This is a genomic window from Streptomyces erythrochromogenes (genome assembly GCF_040684695.1).
Classification (GTDB): Bacteria; Actinomycetota; Actinomycetes; order Streptomycetales; family Streptomycetaceae; genus Streptomyces; species Streptomyces erythrochromogenes_C.
The window spans coordinates 151710-170249 of sequence record NZ_JBFBGM010000003.1 but is presented as its reverse complement, the minus strand read 5'-3'; the positions used below and the strand labels follow the sequence as shown (position 1 = coordinate 170249).

Genomic DNA, 18540 nt, shown 5'->3' with positions numbered 1-18540 from the left:
GGGCCCGTACTGTGACCACCGCACTCGTCGACTTCAACCGTTCGGACGCCGCGTTCCCGACGACCGGGTACCCGGAACTCCTCGCCGGACAGGCCGCCCGCACCCCCACGGCCACGGCCCTCGCGCAGGGCGACCGCACCTGGACCTACGCCGAACTGGAAGCCGCCACCAACCGCCTGGCGCACGCGCTGATCGCCCGCGGCGCCGGTCCCGGCACCCGGATCGGCCTCTGCCACCCGCGCAGCGCCGAGTACGTCCTCGGCTCCCTGGCGATCCTCAAGACGGGCGCCGCGATCGTCGCCCTCGACCCGGTCAACCCCGACGACCGGCTCGCCGCGATGATCGCCGACGCCGAACCGCTGCTCGTGCTCACCCCGGCCGAACTCGCCCGCCGGATACCCGAGGACGTCGAGCGGGCCGATGTCGCCACCGCCGGCCAGGGCCACCCGGACACCGCGCCCGCGTCGGTGACCGGGCCCGACACCGTCAGCCACCTCATCTACACCTCCGGCTCCACCGGCACCCCCAAGGCGGTGCTGGAGCGGCACGGCGCGCTCACCAACCTCGTCCACTGGACCACCCGCGCCTACGCGGTCCGGCCCGGCGACCGCGCCTCCTGGATGTCCACCCCGGGCTTCGCCGTCCAGATCATGGAGTGGCTCGCCTTCCTCCCCGCCGGCGCCGCGATCCACATCCCCGAAGCGGGCCAGGCCCAGACCCCCGAGCAGATCCGCGACTGGCTGGCCGGCGAGGGCATCACCCACACCATGCTGGTCGCCGCGCTGGCCGAGCCCGTATGGGGCCTGCAGTGGCCCGCGGACACGGCCCTGCGGATCCTGGTGACCACGGCCGAGCGCGTGCACAGCTGGCCGCCCGTCGACACCCCCTTCCGCGTGGTGATGACGTACGGCACCACCGAGACCACCAACGTCCTGTCCTGCCTCGACCTCGGCGCCGGCACCGACTTCACCAGCCAGGCCACCCCCGAGGAGGTCCGCGCCACCCGGCAGGTCCCGGTCGGCGTGCCCATCGCCAACCTCCGCGTCCACCTCCTGGACGAGGAGGGCCGCCCGGTCCCCGAGGGCGAGGTCGGCCGGCTGCACGTCTCCGGTGCCGGGGTCGCCGCCGGCTACCACGGCCGCCCCGAGCTCACCGCCGCCAAGTTCCTCCCCAACTTCGTCGAGGGCGACCCGCACCCGGTGCTCTACGACACCGGCGACCTGGCCCGCCGGCGCGAGGACGGCGCCGTCGAGCTCCTCGGCCGCTCCGACTCCCAGGTCAAGATCCGCGGCTTCCGCGTCGAGCTCGGCGAGGTCGAGACCCACATCGCACGCCTCGACGACATCGCCGAGGCCGTCGTCGTCACCCAGGAGCGCGGCCCCGGCGACAAGCGGCTCATCGCCTACGTCTCCCCGGCCGGCGCGGCCGCACCCGACCCGGCCGCCGTGCGCGCCGAGGTCGCCCGGACCCTGCCCTACTACATGGTCCCCGCCGCCGTCGTCGTGCTGCCCGCCCTCCCGCGGCTGCCCAACGGCAAGGTCGACCGCCGCAGCCTGCCCGAGCCCCCCGAGGGCCGCGACGGCGTCGGCGCCGGCTACGAGGCGCCGCGCAACGAGGTCGAGGACGCCCTGAGCCGGCTGTGGGCCGACGCCTTCCGCACCGACGGCGTCGGCATCCACGACAACTTCTTCGAGCTGGGCGGACACTCGCTGCTCGCCTTCCAGCTCATCGACGAGATCCGCCGCCGCTACGGCGTCGAGCTGAGCCTCTCCGACCTGTCCACCTGCCCCACCGTCGCCGAGCTCGCCACCCTGGTCACCACCGAACGCGCCGGCGGCCGCGGCTCCTTCGGCGGCCTCCCCGCGATCGTCCCGGACCGGGCCGCCCGCTTCGAGCCCTTCCCGCTGACCGAGAGCCAGCAGGCGCTGTGGATCGGCCGCGGCGGACTCGTCGAGCTCGGCAACGTCGGCTGCCACGGCTACTTCGAGTGGGAGAGCGAGAAGCTCGACGTACCCCGCTTCGAGGACGCCTGGCGCCGCCTCGTCGAACGCCACGACGCCCTGCGCACCCGGGTCCTGCCCGACGGCACCCAGCAGGTCTTCGAGGAGATCCCGGCGTACGAGATCCCCGTCACCGACTTCGGCGGCCTCGACGAGGAGGCCCGTACGGCCGAACTGGCCGACCTGCGCGAGCGGCTGTCCCACCAGGTGCTCGACGCCGACGCCTGGCCGCTGTTCGACGTGCGGATCAGCCTGCTCGGCGGCGGCCGGGCCCGGATCCACCTCTCGCTGGACTTCCTCGTCGCCGACGCCTGGAGCTACTTCCAGGTCCTCATCCCCGACCTGGTCACCTACTACGTCGAACCGGACGCCGAACTCGCCCCACTGGAGCTGACCTTCCGCGACTACGTGCTCGCCGTCGGCAACTCCCTGCGCGACAGCGAGATCTACCGCCGCTCCGAGTGGTACTGGCGCGACCGCCTCGCCACCCTCCCGCCCGCCCCCGAGCTGCCCGCCCGCCCGGCCGACGCCCCCGAGCTGCCGGTCCGCTTCGAGCGCCGCAGCCACGTCGTCGCCCCCGAGCTGTGGGCCCGGATCCAGGAGCGGGCGCACGCCCGCGAGGTGACCCCCTCCGGCGTGCTGGCCGCCGCCTACGCCGAGATCCTGGGCAAGGCCTCCGGACAGGCCCGCTTCACCATCAACTTCCCGCTCTTCAACCGGCTCCCGCTGCACCCGCAGGTCAACGCCCTGCTCGCGGACACCACGACCACCCTGCTGCTCGCCGTCGAACAGCAGGACTCCACCTTCGCCGGACGCGCACAGGCCGTCCAGCGCCGCCTCTGGGCCGACCTGGAGCACCGCTACTTCAGCGGGGTGCAGGTCCTGCGCGAGCTGACCAAGCTGCGCGGCTCCCTCGCCCCGGCCATGCCCGTGGTGATGACCAGCCTGGCCGGCCACCCGCCGCAGTACGAGGAGACCGAGCTGGGCGCCCCGGTCTACGGCATCTCCCAGACCCCCCAGGTCTCCCTCGACTTCCAGGTCTTCGAGAAGCCCGAAGGACTCACCTTCAACTGGGACTTCCTGCCCGCCGTCTACCCGGACGGCCTCATCGACTCCATGTTCGAGGAGTTCACCGCCCTGCTGGAGGCCCTCGGCGAGGACGGCGTCTGGGAGCGGTACTCCCCGCCGCCCGGCGAGGAGGGCGCCGAGGCGGGCAAGGCCGAGGAGCGCGACACGGGCGACGCCTGGGAGCGCTACTGGGCCGGCATCCGGCGGACCGGCCGCGGCGGCGACGTCATCTGGGACGCCGACAGCGGCGAGGAGTTCCAGTGGCTCCTCGACCAGGCGCAGCGCCACTTCGCCGCCGACCTGCCGCTCATCGACCTCGGCTGCGGCAACGGCCGCTACAGCCGCGAACTCGCCCCGCACTACCCGAAGGTCGTCGGCGTCGACGTCTCCGTCAGCGCCATCGACCACGCCAAGCGCGAGGCCGAGGGCGTGGCGAACGTCGACTACCTCGCCATCGACATGACCGACGCCGAGCAGGCCGCGGTCCTGGGGGAGGGGCCCTACAACATCTTCGTCCGCGGTGTCTTCCACGTCCTGGACACCGAGGCCCGGGCCCGGCTCGCCGCCGTCGCCGACCGGCTGCTCGGCGACGAGGGCACGCTGATCGTCCACGAGCCCGACTACTCCAGCAACTCCTTCGGCTACCTGGGCTTCGTGGGCGGCAAGCGTGGCCGCGCGGAGGACCTGGTCGGCCCGCTGGAGGCGGCCGGCGTCCGCCACTCCCACCGCTTCACCCGGCCCGAACTGGCCGAGGCGTTCGGCGCGGACGGCTGGGAGATCGTCGAGGACGAGGCGATAGAACTGCACGCCATCGACCCCCGGTCGGACTCCGACGCGCTGCGGCTGCCCGGCTACTACGCGGTGCTGCGCCGCAGGCGCTGATGGCCGGTCTCGCACTGGCCGGGCCGACCGGAGCGGTGCTGGCCGCGGCAGGTGACGTACGGGAGCTGCTGACCCGTACCGAACTGGACCGCGCCGGCGCCCTCCGGTCGGCCGCCGACCGGGAGGACTTCCTGGCCGCGCACGCACTGGTCCGGCTCTGCGCCGGGCGGCTCCTGGGCCGCCCGGCGCAGGGCCTCACCGTCGTTCAGAGCTGCGGTTCGTGCGAGCGGCCGCACGGCAGGCCCCGGCTCGTCGAGGCGCCCGGCACCGGTGTCAGCCTGGCGCACGCCCGGGGCTGGGTCGCGGCCGCCGCGGCCGACGGCCCCGTCGGCGTCGACGTGGAGGCCGTCGACGGGACGGAGGTGGACTGGCGGACGGCCGAGGCCGTCTGCACCGGGAAGGAACTGGCCGCCCTGCGGTTGGACACCCACCCGCGGCGCGCCTTCCTGCGCCAGTGGGTACGAAAGGAGTCCCTGGTCAAGGTCGGGGCGGGCACGCTCGACGAGCCGGCCCGCCTCGACGTTCCCGTGTACGGGCAGGAGCCGCCGCGCTGGCACGGCTGGCGGCTGCTGGACTGGGGCGGAACGGAGGCCGTCGGATGCGTGGCGGCCCGTGAGGAAATGCGGCTGCGGCTGCTCGGCTGAAAGACTGGACACGTGGAACGACGTACGACCGAACGGCTGCTCAGGGCGCGCGCACAGGCGATCGGGGGCGGGGTCCGGGAGGACTCCGTCGCCGCCGTTCTGAACCGGGTGCTGGCCGTCCAGGCCCAGGACCTGCCCGCCGCGGAGCTCGGGCTGCGGGTACGGGCCCGCGGACTGACGCAGGAGGCGGTCCGCCGGGCCACCGACACCGAACGCACCGCCGTCCGCGGCTGGTTCATGCGCGGCACCCTCCAACTGGTGCCCGCCGAGGACGCCCGCTGGCTGCTGGACCTCTTCGGCCCCGTCTACCTCGCGCTCGCCGCCCGGCGGCTGCGCGAACTCGGCCTGGACGAGGCCCTGTGCACGCGCTCGGAGCGGCTCATCGCCGACGCGATCGCCGCGGAGGGCCCGCTGACCCGCGCCCAGCTCACCGACCGCCTCACCACCCTCGGCGTCGAGCCGAAGGGGCAGTCCGCCTTCCACCTCATCCGCCGCGCGGCCCTGGCCGGCCGGATCTGCCACGGACCGCAGCGCGACGGCGACGCCACCTTCGTCCTCCTCGACGACTGGCTGCCCGCCACCGGACCCCTGCCGTACACCGGCGAAGCGGCCGTACGGGAGCTCGCGCGGCGCTACCGCGCGGCCCACGGGCCCTCCGACGCACTGGACTTCGTCCACTGGTCGGGGCTGAAGACCACCGTGGGGAAGAACGCCTGGGCCGCCGTCCGCGACACCGCTCCCGAAGCCCCGGCCGCCGCCGGCGAACCTGACGTACGGCTGCTGCCGGCCTACGACAACTACCTCGTCGGCTACCGCAGCCGGGACCTGTCGGTGCCCGCCGAGCACGAACGGCGGGTGTGGCCGGGCGGCGGGCAGATCCGCGCCACCGTGGTCGTCGACGGGCTGGCCGTCGGCACCTGGTCGGGCGGCCGCCGGGGAACTCCCGTCGCGGTCGAACCGTTCCCCGGAGCAGAGCCGCCGAGCCCCGCCGTGGCCGCGGGAATCGCCCGCGAGAGCGCCGACATCGCACGCTTCTCCAGCTGAACTCATCGCATGTCTACAAGCGTTCTATAGTCCCGGAATTCATAACCGCGGTCTAACTCGGGGTCCATAGCGTCAGTGCCGTCCGACAATTCCGTACCCAATCAGAAAAGGGCGTCGACATGGCACTCGGTCGGCATTCCGATTTCAATCGCCTGTGGTTCGGGCAGACCGTCAGCAACTTCGGCGACAAGATCTCCCTCCTGGCGCTACCGACCCTCGCGGTCGTGGTGCTGGACGGCGGAGCCTTGGAGGTCGGCGTGCTCGGCGCGCTGCGCTTCCTCCCCTTCCTGCTGCTCGCCCCGTTCGCGGGGCTGGTGGCCGACCGGGTCTCGAGGCGCACCGTCATGATCGTCGCCGACCTGGGCCGCTTCCTGGCCCTGGCCACGATCCCGCTGGCGTTCGCGCTCGACTCCGTCACCATGACGCACATCTTCATCGTCGCCGGCATCACTGGCTGCCTCACCACCTTCTTCGAGGTCTCGTACCAGTCCTGGCTGCCCCAGCTCATCGGCACCGAGAACCTCATCGAGGGCAATACCAAGCTGCAGATCAGCCGCAGCGTCGCCGAGGCGGTCGGCGCCGGCGCCGGTGGCGCACTCATCCAGCTGCTCGGCGCCGCACGCGCCATCACCGCCGACGCGTTCACCTTCCTCATCTCGCTCATCGCCCTGCTGGTCATCCGCCACCGGGACGTGCGCGAGCGGACCGAGGAGCGGAAGGCCTCCGCCAAGGCGGAGATGAAGGAGGGCATGAAGACCCTCTTCGGCAACCCGGTCCTGCGCGGCCTGTTCACCGCCAACGTCGTGGTCAACCTCGGTGCCGCGATGGGCGACGCCATCCTGATCGTCTACGCGTACAAGGAGCTCAACCTCAGCCCCGGCCAGGTCGGCATCGCCTTCGCCGTCATGTCGGTCTTCGTCATCGTCGGTGCGGTGCTCTCCGAGGTCGTCTCCAAGAGCCTCTCGGTGGGCCGCCTGCTCGTGATCACCGCGGTCGTGCTCGGCGCCGGCTACATCCTCGTCCCGACGGGCGGCGCGGTCGGCGGCTTCGTCGGACTGATCGTGGTCCAGGCCATCATCGGCTTCGTCTCCCCGATGTTCGACATCCACGTCCTCAGCCTGGTGCAGGGTGTCACCCCGAACGAGCAGATGGGCCGCGTCAGCGGCACCGCGCTCTCCGCGGTGTACGGCGCCCTGTCCCTCGGCTACTTCGCCGGCGGTGCGCTCGGCGAGGCGATCGGCCTGACCGGCGGCCTCGCGGTGGCCGGTGCCGTCACCATCATCGGCGGCCTGACCCTGCTCGGCGGACCGGTCGCCAAGATCAAGGAAATGCCCGGCGGCGACGACACCGCCGAGGAGGGATCTCCGGCCGCGGACGAGACCAGGATCACCGCCTGACGATCCTGCCCGGCCCCACGGGAGCGGGTGCCCGCCCAGCGGCACCCGCTCCCGAAACCCGCACCCGGGCCCGCACGGGCCCACCCGCACAACGCACCCGCACCTCGCACCCGTACGCCCGCGCCGCGCTCCCGCGGCGCTCCCTGCCGTACTCCCTCTCCCGAAGACGCACGGAGGCTCAAGGTGAGCGAGTCCCTCGCCGAACGCATAGCCGCACTGCCGAAGTCCCGCAGGGCACTGTTCCAGGCCCTGACGGGCCGCAACGGCGGGCGCGCCGCCGTACGGGAGGACCCTGAGCCGGCACCCCGCGACCCCGCCGACCCGCCGGTGCTCTCCTTCGCCCAGCGCCGGCTCTGGTTCATCGACCAGCTCCAGCCCGGCAGCCCCGCCTACAACGTGCCGGTGGCCACCCGGATCCGCGGCCCGCTCGACGTCCCCGCCCTGCACGCGGCGCTCCAGGACATCGTCGACCGCCACGAGGTCCTGCGCACCGTCTACACCTACCAGGAGGGCGCCACCGAGGCCCTGCCCCGCGTGGTGGACGGCTTCCGGCTGCCCCTGCCGCTGACCGAACTGCCCGACGAGGCATCCGTCCGGCCGTTCTACGACGCGGATGCCGGCGCCCCCTTCGACCTGGCCGGCGCCGTCCCGCTGCGGGCCCGGCTCGGCCGCCTCGGCGCCGAGGACCACGTCCTCGTGCTCAACCTCCACCACATCGTCACCGACGGCTGGTCGATGCGGATCCTCTACACCGAACTGGAGCGCGCCTACGCGGCCCGCACCGGCACCCCCGCCGACGCGAACGCCCCCCTCGCCCTCCAGTACGCCGACTTCGCCACCTGGCAGCGCCGCCGCGTCAGCGGGGACCGGCTGGAGAAGCTCACCTCCTTCTGGCAGGAGGAACTCGGCGGGGCCGCCCCCGTGGACCTGCCCACCGACCGGCCCCGGCCACCCGTCTTCGGGCACGCCGGAGCCTCCCGCTACATCGACCTCCCGCCCCGGCTCATCGCCCGGCTCAGGGAGTTCGGCAAGTCCGAGGGCGCCACCCTCTACATGACGATGCTGGCCGGCTTCGCCGCCACCCTGCGCCGCTGGACCGGCCAGGAGGACATCGTCGTCGGCACCTCCGTCTCCGGCCGCGACCACCCCGCCTTCAGCGAGCTCATCGGCTTCTTCGTCAACACCCTGCCGCTGCGCATCAGAACCGGCGGGGACCCCGGCTTCGCCGAACTGGTCCGCGCCACCCGCCAGACCACCCTCCAGGCGTACGCGCACCAGGAGCTGCCCTTCGACCTGATCGTCGACGCGCTCGGACTGCCCCGCGACCCGAGCCGGCCGCCGCTGACCTCCGTGATGTTCCTGCTCGACGAGACCCCGGACACCGCCCCCGGCCTCGCCGGCCTCGCCACCGAGCCCATCGACTTCTCCTCGCACGCCACCAAGTACGACCTCATGATCAGCGTCCACGACACCGGCACCGCCGTCCGCGCCCTCGTGGAGTACCCCACCGACCTGTTCGACGCCCCGACCGTGGACCGGCTGCTCGGCCACTTCCTCACCACCCTCGAAGGCGCCGTCGACCGCCCGGACGCCCCGCTGTCCGCCCTGCCGCTGCTCACCGACGCCGAGCGGACCGCCGCCCTGGACGACTGGAACGCCACCCGCGCCCCCTTCCCCCAGGACGCCTGCCTGCACCACCTCTTCGAGCAGCACGCCGACCGCCGGCCCGGCGCGCCCGCCGTGGTCCTCGGCGGGGTCGGCGGCTGGAGCGTCACCTACCGGGAGCTGGAGGAGCGCGCCAACCGGCTCGCCCACCGGCTCGTCGAGTCGGGGGCGGGCCCCGGCCGGACCGTGGCCCTGTGCCTGCGCCGCGGCCCCGGCCTGGTCACCGCGATCCTCGCCGTCCTCAAGGCCGGCGGGGCCTACGTACCCCTCGACCCGGACTACCCCGCCGAACGCCTCGCCCTGCTGCTGAAGGACGCAGCGCCGCCCATCGTCGTCTCCGACGCCGAACTCATCGGCCGGCTGCCCGTCCCCGACGGCACCGCACGCGTCCTCCTGGACAGCGACCGGGCCGCCCTGGCCGAGCTGCCCGCGACCCGGCCCGAGGTCCCCGTCACCTCCCGGGACCTCGCCTACGTCATCTTCACCTCGGGCTCCACGGGCACCCCCAAGGGCATCGCCCTGGAACACCGCGGCGTCGTCAACAACCTCCTCGACCTCAACCGCTCCTACGGAATCGGCCCCGCGGACTCCGTCCTCGCCCTGTCCTCGCCCAGCTTCGACATGAGCGTCTACGAGACCCTCGGCATCCTGGCGGCGGGCGGCACCCTCGTCCTGCCCGACCCCGCCGCCGCCAAGGACCCGGCGCACTGGGCCGACCTCGTCGAGCGGCACGGCGTCACCGTCTGGAACTCCGCCCCCGCCCTCCTCGGCCTCCTCGTCGACCAGCTCGAACACGCCGGCGGCCCCCTGCTGCCGAAGCTGCGCACCGCGTTCCTCGGCGGCGACTGGATCCCCGTCACCCAGCCCGACCGGATCCGCGCCTTCGCACCGGAGCTGTCCTTCGCGGCGCTCGGCGGGGCGACCGAGGCCTCCATCCACTCGGTGGAGTTCCGCGTCGGCCGGGTCGACCCGCAGTGGACGAAGCTCCCGTACGGGCGCCCCATGGCCAACCAGCTCACCTACGTCCTCGACCCGCACGACCGCATCGTCCCCGTGGGCGTCCCCGGCGAACTCCACCTCGGCGGGGTCGGCCTGGCCCGCGGCTACCTGAACCGGCCCGAGCTCACCGAGGAGAAGTTCGTCCACGTCGAGCTGGCACCCGGCCGCACCGAACGCCTCTACCGCACCGGCGACCTGGCCCGCTACGGCACGGACGGCACCATCGAACTCCTCGGCCGCACCGACTTCCGGATCAAGCTGAACGGGCTCCGCATCGAGCCCGGCGAGGTGGAGAGCGCCCTGCGCGACCGCCCCGGCGTCCGCGAGGCCGTCGTCGCCTCCCGCCGCTCCGCCGCCGGCTCCGACCGCCTCGTCGGCTACGTCGTCCCCGAGGACGGCGCCGACCTCGACACCGCCGCCCTGCGGACCGCGCTCGGCGCCGTCCTGCCCCCGCACTGCGTCCCCGCCGAACTGGTCCTGCTGGAGCGGCTGCCGCTGAGCCCCAACGGCAAGGTGGACCGGGGCGCCCTGCCCGACCCGCGCCCCGCCGCCCCCGCCGCGGACCGGCCCGCCGCCGCCCCGGCGGACGGTGCCGGCGACCCCGTCGCGCTGCGGATCGCCGCGGTCTGGGCGGAGGTCCTCGGCGTGGCCGAAGTGGCCCCCGGCGACGACTTCTTCGCACTCGGCGGGGACTCCTTCGCCGCCGTGCGCGCCGTACGGGCCGTCGCCGCCGCCCTGCCGGACGGCGGAGCCGCCGCCCTGCGCGTCGTCGACCTCTTCAGCAACCCGACCCCGGCCGGTCTCGCCGCCCGCAGCGCCGAACTCGGCGGCAGCGGGACGCAGGCGCACCGCCTGCTGCACCGGCTGACCCCCGAACGCCCCGCCGGCACCACCGCGCTGACCCTGGTCTGCTTCCCGCACGGCGGCGGCGACGCCATCGCCTACCAGCCGCTGGCCGCCCAGCTCCCGCCGCACATCGAGCTCCTGGCCGTCTCCCCGCCCGGGCACGACCCGCTGCGCCCCGGCCCGATGCTGCCGGTCCCGGACTTCGCGGAACTCGCCGCCGCGGAGATCGCCCGCAGCGTGCAGGGACCGTACGCGGTCTACGGCCACTGCGCCGGCGTCGTCACCGCCCTGGAGACCACCCACGTCCTCGAACGCATGGGACAGCGCCCGATCGCCCTGGACCTCGCCGCCGCCCTCCCCGAGGAGGACCCGGAGTACGCCCTGGAGATGGAGCGGGTCTCCGGCGACGACGACCTCGTCGCCTACCTGACCACCATGGACGGTTTCGACGGGGTCCTCGACGATCGCGACCTCACCGCGGTCCTGCGGATGGTGCGGCACGACATGACCGAGGCCGCCCGCTTCTTCGCCCGTACCCCCGGCGGCTACGACCGGCCCCTGGCCACCCCGCTCACCTGCATCATCGGCGACGCCGACGACGCCACCGAGGGCTACCAGGACGGCTACCGCGCCTGGGGCCGCTACGCCGCCGACGTCCGGCTCGCCGTGATCCCCGGTGGCCGCCACTACTTCGCCAAGCACCTGCCCGACCGGCTCGCCGCCCTGCTCGCAGACCTGCACCGCAACGGAGGAAACCATGTCTGATCTCGCCGAACGGCTCGGCCGCCTGCCCCAGGGACAGCGCTCCCGGCTCCTGGGCAGGATGCGCAACCAGATGACGGCCGGCGTGGGCCGCCGCGTCGAGCTCAAGCGCGCCGACCACGGGCCGCGCTCCCGCTCCTCCTTCCAGCAGGAGCAGATGTGGTTCGTCGACAAGCTCGGCGCCGGCAAGGCCCGCAACAACATAGCCCTCTCCATAGCCCTGGGCGGTCCCCTGGACCGGGCCGCCCTGCACGAGGCCCTCAACGCCGTCGTCGCCCGCCACCAGGTGCTCCACAGCAAACTCGTCGAGATCGACGGGGTCCCCTGGCAGGAGCCCGTCCCGTCCTTCGTGCTCGGCGTCCAGAGCACCGACCTGTCGGGCAGCGAGGACGCCGACCGCGAACTCGCCGAACTCACCGCGGCCACCGCCTCCGCCCCCTTCGACCTGGCCGCCGCCCCGCCGGTCCGCGCCCACCTCGTGCGCCTCGCCGAGGACCGGCACGTCCTGCTCTGGGTCGTCCACCACATCGCCTGGGACCCGGGCTCGACCCGGATCTTCACCGAGGAGCTGACCGCCAGCTACGCCGCGGCCGCCGCGGGCAGGCGCCCCGAGGCCCCCGGACTCGCCGTCGAGTACGCCGACTTCGCCGCCTGGCAGCGGGCCAAGCTGGAGAACGACGAGCACGGCCGGGCGCTCGCCGCCAAGTGGCGCCAGATCCTCGCCGGCGCCGTCGCCACCGAAGTCCTGCCCGACCACCCGCGCGGTCCCGAGACCAAGGGCGACGGACGCGGACTGAAACTGACCCTCGACCAGAAGCTGCTGGACCGGCTCACCGAACTCGCCGACGGCAGCAGCACCACCGTCTTCACCACCCTGCTGGCCGCCTTCAACGCACTGCTGCGGCACTGGACCCGGACCGAGGACGTCGTCGTCGGCACGGCCAGCGCCTCCCGCCCGCACCCCGACCTGGAACAGGTCATCGGCTGCTTCGTCCAGATGATCACCCTGCGGACCGAGGTCACCGACGGGCTCACCTTCCGCGAGCTCGTCGCCCGCACGGCCGCCTCCGTGATGGACTCCTTCACCAGCAGCGAACTGCCCTTCGAGCAGGTCGTGGAGGCCGTCCGGCCGGTCCGCGACCCGCTGCGCCACCCGCTCTTCCAGATCGAGTTCACCTCGCTCGGCCGCTGGGGCACCCACCGGGCGCAGGCCGCGGACGTCGAGTTCACCATGGACCAACTGCACGACGGCGCCGCCAAGTTCGACATGAGCTTCCTCGTCGGCGAGAACGACGGCCTGGAACTCTCCCTCGAATACAACACCTCCCTCTACCGGCACGGCACCGCCAGCGCCCTCCTCGCCGCCTTCAAGCAGGTCCTGGAGCAGGTCGCGGAGAACCCCGACCTCCAGGTCGGCGACATCAGCCTGGTCGAGGAGCCGGCCGCCTCCCGGCACGCCCGCGAGCTCTCCCGCGGCGGCCCGGTCGACGAGACCGCCTGGACCACCACCCTCGACCGCGCCTTCCGCGAGCGTGCCACCATCCACCCCGACGCCGTCGCCGTCCGCCACGGCGCGACCCGCCTGGACTACGCGGCCCTCGACCGCTGGTCCGAGGCCATCGCCCACCGGCTGCGCGACCGCGGTGTCGGGCACGGCGACCCGGTCGCCGTGTGCGTGGCCCGCGGCCCGGCCGCCGTGGCCGGAGTCCTCGGCGTCCTCAAGGCGGGCGCCCACTACCTCCCCGTCGACCCGGCCGCCCCGGCCGAGCGGACCCGCACCGTCCTGGCCGACGCCAAGGTCCGCCACGCCCTCGTCGACGAGAGCGCGCAGCTGCCCGTACCGCTGGAGCTCGTGAACACCGGGACCGCGGCCCCGGTCCGCGAGGTCCCCTCCCTCGCCCTCAGCTCCACCCCCGCCGACCTGGCCTACGTCCTCTACACCTCCGGCAGCAGCGGAACCCCCAAGGGGGTCATGATCGAGCACCGCTCGGTCACCCACTTCTCCCGCGCCATCGCCAAGTCCTACGAGATCAAGGCCGAGGACCGGGTCCTGCAGTTCGCCCCCCTCACCTTCGACGTCTCCGTCTTCGAGATCTTCACCACCCTGCTCGCCGGCGGCTCCCTCGTCATCGCCACCGACGACGAACGCCGCGACCCCGCACTGCTCCAGGCCCGGATGCGCGAGGACGCGGTGACCGTCGCCGAACTCCCGCCCGCGCTGCTGCCGCTGCTCGACCAGGCGGCCCTGCCCGACCTGCGCCTGGTCTCCGTCGGCGGCGAGGCCTTCCCCGGCCGGCTGGTCGCCGAATGGACCGCGGGGGAGCGCCGGTTCGTCAACGGCTACGGCCCGACCGAGGCCACCGTCGCGGTGACCCTGATGGACTGCACCGGCAGCTACGACCGCAACCCGCCCATCGGCCGCCCCATGCCGGGCCACCAGGCCTTCGTGCTCGACGAGCGGCTGCGCCCGGTCCCGCCCGGCGTCCCCGGCGAACTGTGCGTGGCCGGCCCCGGCGTGGCCCGCGGCTACCTGGGCCGCCCCGACCTCACCGCCGAACGCTTCGCGGACAACCCCTACTCCGACGGCCCCGAGACCGCACGCCTCTACCGCACCGGCGACCTCGTGCGCTGGCTGCCCGGCGGCAACCTCGACTTCCTCGGCCGCACCGACCGCCAGCTCAAGGTCCGCGGCCACCGGATCGAGCCCGGCGAGGTCGAGGCCGTCCTGACCGGCCACCCCTCCGTGCAGCAGGCCGTCGTGGTGGCCCAGCCCGCCGCGGGCGGCGAGCGCATGCTGGCCGCCTACGTCACCGTCGAGCAGGTCGGCTCCTACGCCTCGGAGGTCGCCGACGCCGAAGGCCTGCGCGCCTACGCGGCCGGCCGGCTCCCCGGCTACATGGTCCCGGTCGTCGTCGTCCTGGACGAGCTGCCGCTGACCCCGCACGGCAAGGTCGACACCGCCGCCCTGCCCCTGCCCACCGAGCAGTCGGCGCAGGGCGGGACCCCGCCGCGCGACGCCGTCGAGGAGCAGATCTGCCGCGACATCCTCACCCCGCTCCTGGAATGGCAGAACCCGGACGTGGAGGGCGACTTCTTCGCCCTGGGCGGCAGCTCCCTCCAGGCGACCATCGTGGTCTCCCGGGTCAGGGCCCTCTTCGGCATCGACATCGCCCTCGCCGACTTCTTCGGCCGCCCGACCGTCGCGGGCCTCGCCGAACTCGTCCGCGCCGCCAAGGCCGAGGCCGCCGGCGAACAGGACCGGCTGCTCGCGGTATTCGAACAGATCGAGAACATGAGCGACGAAGAGGCCGCCGCCCTCCTCGGCTCCCTCCAGCAGCCGGAGGGGCCCTGATGGCCGGACCGGCCGGGCTGGAGGGAGCGCTCGCCGCGCTCCCCGAGGCCAAGCGCGAGCTCGCCCGCCTGATGCTGGCCGCCCGCCGGCCCGTACCCGCACACCCGGCCCCGCGCTCCGGCGCGGGGCCGGTCCCCCCGACCGCCCTGCAGACCCGGCTGTGGCGCCGGGAACGCACCCACCCGGCCGTCGCCACCGGCTCGCACGCCCTCCGGCTGACCGGCCCCCTCGACCCGCAGCGGCTGACCGGGGCCCTCACCGGGGTGCTGCGCCGCCACGAGGCCCTGCGCACCCGGCTGGTCCGGTCCACCGCGGACCAGCCCCGGCTGCACGTCGACGAGGAACCGGTTCTGCGGCTCACCCGGGCCGACCTGTCGGGCTTCACGGCGCAGGCCGCGGCCGAGCGGACCGCCCTGCAGCTCACCGAGAGCGCCTCCACCGTCCTGGACCTGGAGAGCGGCCGCACCAGCGCGTTCCGGCTGCTGCGGACCGGCCCCGACGAGCACGTCCTGATCCTCGCCTCCCACCTCGCGGTCTTCGACGGCTGGTCCTCCGGGGTCTTCCTCGCGGACCTCGCCGCCGGCTACCGCGAGGGCCCCGAGGGCCCCACCCCGCCCGAACTCCAGTTCCCCGACTACGCCGACTGGCAGCACCGCTGGCTCGCCGGGCCGGACGGCACCGCCGAACTCGCCCGCCGCCGGGCCGTGTTCGCGGCCGACCCGCCCGCACCGCGGGCCCCCGGCGGCTTCGAGCGCGGACACCTGCCCGTACGGCTGGCCCGCGGCCCCGTCGACGCAGGGCTGGAACTGGGCGCTGCCGAGGGGGCCACCCCGTTCATGACCCTGCTCGCCGCGCTCGCCGTCGTCCTGGCCCGCCGGGACGGCCGCAGCTCCGTGGTGATCGGCACCCCGGCCGCCGGCCGGTTCGCCGCACCGCTGGAGGGCGCGGTCGGGCAGTACACCACCGTCGTGCCGATCCGGCTCGACCTCGCGGGCGGGCCCACCTTCCGCGAGCTCCTGCACCGCACCCGCACCGCGGTGGCCGAGGCCCTGGCCCACCAGCGCCTGCCCGTGGACGTGCTGTTCGGCGACGGCACGCCCCCGCCGTACAACGTCCTGTTCGCCCTCCACAACTACCCGGCCGTACCGCTGGACCTGCCCGGCATCGAGGTCGGCCAGCTCCCCGGGCCGCCCGCCCGCCACCTGGAGCTCTACAGCCCCGACCCGGCCGCGGCCCTGGCCTGCGTCGGCCTGGTCGAGCGGGACGGCGAGATCGGCGGCACCGCCGAGTACAACCGGCACGCGGCCACGCCCGAGGACGTGCGGGGCCTGCTCACCGGCATCGAGGAGGTGCTGGACCGGGCCGTGGCCGCGCCCGCCTCCCCGCTCACCACCACCCGGCACTGAGCGGGGCCGGGGTCACCACGGCCCCGGCCCCTGCTCGATCCCCAACCGGAACCACCCAGACCCGCCAAGGGAGTTGCCCGTGCTCACCACCGAGTTCTACCGCGCGCCCGCGGACTGCGGGCTCGTACGGAGCGGGGCCGACGTGCCCCGCACCCCCATGCGGGCCCTGCGCGAGGACATCCACGACATCCTGGTGTCCGCCCCCGTCGCCGAGGCCCGGCGCACCCGGGACCCCCGGCCCCTCCACCGGGCCCTGGGCGAGCGGGGCCTGCTCGCACCCCAGTGGCCCGAGGAGTACGGGGGCCGCGGCGTCAGCCAGGTCGCGGCGGCCGTGCTGGTCGAGGAACTCGCCATGCACGACGTCCCCGACCTGCTCCACACCCTCACCGTGCAGATCGTCGGCTCCACCCTGCTCAACGTCGCCAGCCCGCAGATGAAGGCGCGGCACCTGCCCGGCTTCGCCGCCGGCACGGCCTTCGGCTGCGTCCTCTTCAGCGAACCGCAGGCCGGCTCCGACCTCAACATCCTCTCCACCCGCGCCGTCTCCGACGGCAAGGGCGGCTACAAGCTCTACGGCACCAAGGTCCACTCCCTCTTCGCCCGCTTCGCCGACTACGGCCTGTGCCTGGCCCGCGGCGAGGACGACGCCTTCAGCCTCTTCCTCGTGCCGCTGGCCCAGCCCGGCGTCACCATCCGGCAGATCCCCGGCATCGGCGACGACGCCTTCCACGAGGTCTCCCTCGACGGCGCGTCCGTCACCGCCGACGACGTCGTCGGCACCATCGGCCAGGGCTGGGCGATCGTCGTCAAGACCCTCGCCTTCGAACGCACCGGCCTCGACTACTACGTCAAGGCGCTGCGCTGGTACCGGGCCGCCGTCGAACGGCTGGAGGCCCACACCGACCGGCTGGAGGCCGGCCAGCACGACCAGATCGGCCTGGCCAAGCTCAACGCCCGGCTCCTCGCCGCCGGCACCCTCGTCCGCCGCGTCCTCACCCGCCTCGACCGGGGCGAGCTCAACGAGGACGAGGCCGCCGCCGCGAAGTGGTACACCACCGAACTCGCCGCGGAGGTGGCCTGGTGGGCCGCCGAACTCGACGGCGACACGAGCATGACCCTCGACGACCCGGAGGTCGACGGGGTGGCACACCCACTCGATTCGGCGATGCGTGAAGCCCCGGGGATGCGGATATCCGGCGGCACCGCCGAAATGATGCTGGAGACGCTGGCCCGGCTGCGTCTCGACTCAGGGGCGGAGGTACGGCCGTGACGACCCAGGCGGTCAACGGGAGCGGTACGCAAGGGGCGGCCGGCGGGGCGCCCGAGCGGTGGCGGGAGCGGGAGGACGAGGACTCCCTCTTCCGGCAGCTCCGGCTCACCGTGCGGCAGGGCCTGGAGGTCGACGGGGACACCCCCGCGGGTGCCTGGGAGGCGCTGACGCAGGTCGGGGCCTGGGAGTTCGCCCTGCCCATCGAGAAGGAGGGCCTCGACCTCGGCCAGGCCGTGCTCGCCATGGTCTGCGAGGAGGCCGGCAACGGGATGCAGCCCGTCCCCCTCGCCGACACCCTGCTCTCGCTCGACCTCCTCGCCGCCCTCGGCCCGCTCGCCCCCGAGGGCACCGACGACCTGCTGGACCGGGTGCGCGCCGGCGAGCTGCAGCTCGCCGTCCCGGGCCGGCTGCCCGACCCGCGCGGCGCCGTACCGCCCGGCATCGCCTGGAAACCGGACGGCGACGGCGCCGGCGTCGTCCTCACCGGCACCGGCGGCCCGTTCGCCGCCGGAGTCGGGCCGGACGCCCTGCTGGTCCTGGCGAGCGGCCCCGACGGCCCCTGCGTCGCCCTCGTGGACCTGCCCGCGGCGGGTGTGACCGTACGCCCGCTGCGCGACCACGGCGGGGGAGCGGTCGCCGGAGCCGTCTTCGACGAGGCACGCATCCCGGCCGGGTCGGTCCTGCTGCGAGGGCTCGCCGCCGAACAGGCCCTCGCCCGCGTCGGCCTGCGCGCCGCCGTCCACCAGGCGTCCCTGCTGGCCGGCATCACCGCGGCGGCCCTGACCGCGGTCGTCTCCCGGATCCGCGGACGGCAGCAGTTCGGCCAGGCCCTGGTCAAGCACCAGGGACCCCGGCTGCGGGTGGCCGGGCTCCTGGCCCGGCTCGACGCCGTGCGCTGGGCCGTCGGGGACGCGGCCCGCGACCTCGACGAGGGCCGGCTCACCCCCGGGGAGGCCGCCGGGCTCATCGCCCTCACCGCCGAGACCACCCTGGACGTGACACGTGACGCGGTGCACCTGCACGGCGCCTCCGGTCTCGTACGGGACGGCCTCGTGGCCGGCTGCTACCGGCGCGCGGCCTGGGAGGCCCTGCGCTGCGGACGCCCCGCCCACCTGTGGGACACCGCGGCCCACACCCCCTGACCGGCCGGCACGAGGAAGGGGCCCCCGCACCGCGGGAGCCCCTTCCCCTTTACCCCTGTACCG

The 18540-nt window shown here is 74.3% G+C and carries 9 protein-coding genes; all 9 read left to right on the top strand.

The genetic code is table 11. The annotated features are described in order from the left end of the window. Positions 1–11: 11 nt before the first annotated feature. The 9 genes from AB0O53_RS08000 (at position 12) to AB0O53_RS07960 (ending at position 18477) form a co-directional block, all read left to right on the top strand. A complete protein-coding gene (locus tag AB0O53_RS08000; protein ID WP_365193892.1) occupies positions 12–3950 on the top strand; it encodes a non-ribosomal peptide synthetase in 3939 nt (1312 codons plus the stop codon). After that, positions 3950–4594, top strand: coding sequence for a 4'-phosphopantetheinyl transferase family protein (locus AB0O53_RS07995; RefSeq protein WP_365193890.1), 645 nt, complete (start codon positions 3950–3952; stop codon positions 4592–4594). Before AB0O53_RS08000 ends, AB0O53_RS07995 begins: the two co-directional genes overlap by 1 nt. 12 nt (positions 4595–4606) lie before the next feature. Continuing rightward, positions 4607–5638, top strand: a complete 1032-nt coding sequence (locus AB0O53_RS07990) for a winged helix DNA-binding domain-containing protein (protein ID WP_365193887.1) — start codon at positions 4607–4609, stop codon at positions 5636–5638. A 119-nt stretch (positions 5639–5757) separates the two neighbouring features. Further along, on the top strand, positions 5758–7035 hold the full coding sequence (locus tag AB0O53_RS07985; RefSeq protein ID WP_350991157.1) for an MFS transporter: 1278 nt from the start codon (positions 5758–5760) through the stop codon (positions 7033–7035). A 183-nt stretch (positions 7036–7218) separates the two neighbouring features. Next, a complete protein-coding gene (locus AB0O53_RS07980; protein ID WP_365193884.1) occupies positions 7219–11310 on the top strand; it encodes a non-ribosomal peptide synthetase in 4092 nt (1363 codons plus the stop codon). Continuing rightward, the gene (locus AB0O53_RS07975; protein WP_350991161.1) at positions 11303–14659 is read left to right on the top strand and encodes a non-ribosomal peptide synthetase; all 3357 of its coding nucleotides are present in this window, start codon (positions 11303–11305) and stop codon (positions 14657–14659) included. The genes AB0O53_RS07980 and AB0O53_RS07975 overlap by 8 nt, the downstream gene beginning before the upstream one ends. Next, complete coding sequence (locus AB0O53_RS07970) at positions 14659–16065, top strand: condensation domain-containing protein (RefSeq protein WP_350991163.1); 1407 nt, start codon at positions 14659–14661, stop codon at positions 16063–16065. Before AB0O53_RS07975 ends, AB0O53_RS07970 begins: the two co-directional genes overlap by 1 nt. A 79-nt stretch (positions 16066–16144) precedes the next feature. Continuing rightward, entirely contained in the window at positions 16145–17335 is a 1191-nt protein-coding gene (locus AB0O53_RS07965) for an acyl-CoA dehydrogenase family protein (protein WP_350991165.1), read from the top strand. Beyond that, positions 17332–18477 carry an acyl-CoA dehydrogenase family protein gene (locus AB0O53_RS07960; RefSeq protein ID WP_350991167.1) on the top strand — a complete coding sequence of 382 codons (1146 nt, stop codon included), beginning with the start codon at positions 17332–17334 and terminating at the stop codon, positions 18475–18477. The genes AB0O53_RS07965 and AB0O53_RS07960 overlap by 4 nt, the downstream gene beginning before the upstream one ends. Positions 18478–18540 lie beyond the last annotated feature (63 nt).

Coding starts and splice junctions, on each gene's coding strand:
- AB0O53_RS07975 (WP_350991161.1), top strand. CDS start 11,303: ATGTCTGATCTCGCCGAACGGCTCGGCCGCCTGCCCCAGGGACAGCGC.
- AB0O53_RS07995 (WP_365193890.1), top strand. CDS start 3,950: ATGGCCGGTCTCGCACTGGCCGGGCCGACCGGAGCGGTGCTGGCCGCG.
- AB0O53_RS07970 (WP_350991163.1), top strand. CDS start 14,659: ATGGCCGGACCGGCCGGGCTGGAGGGAGCGCTCGCCGCGCTCCCCGAG.
- AB0O53_RS07985 (WP_350991157.1), top strand. CDS start 5,758: ATGGCACTCGGTCGGCATTCCGATTTCAATCGCCTGTGGTTCGGGCAG.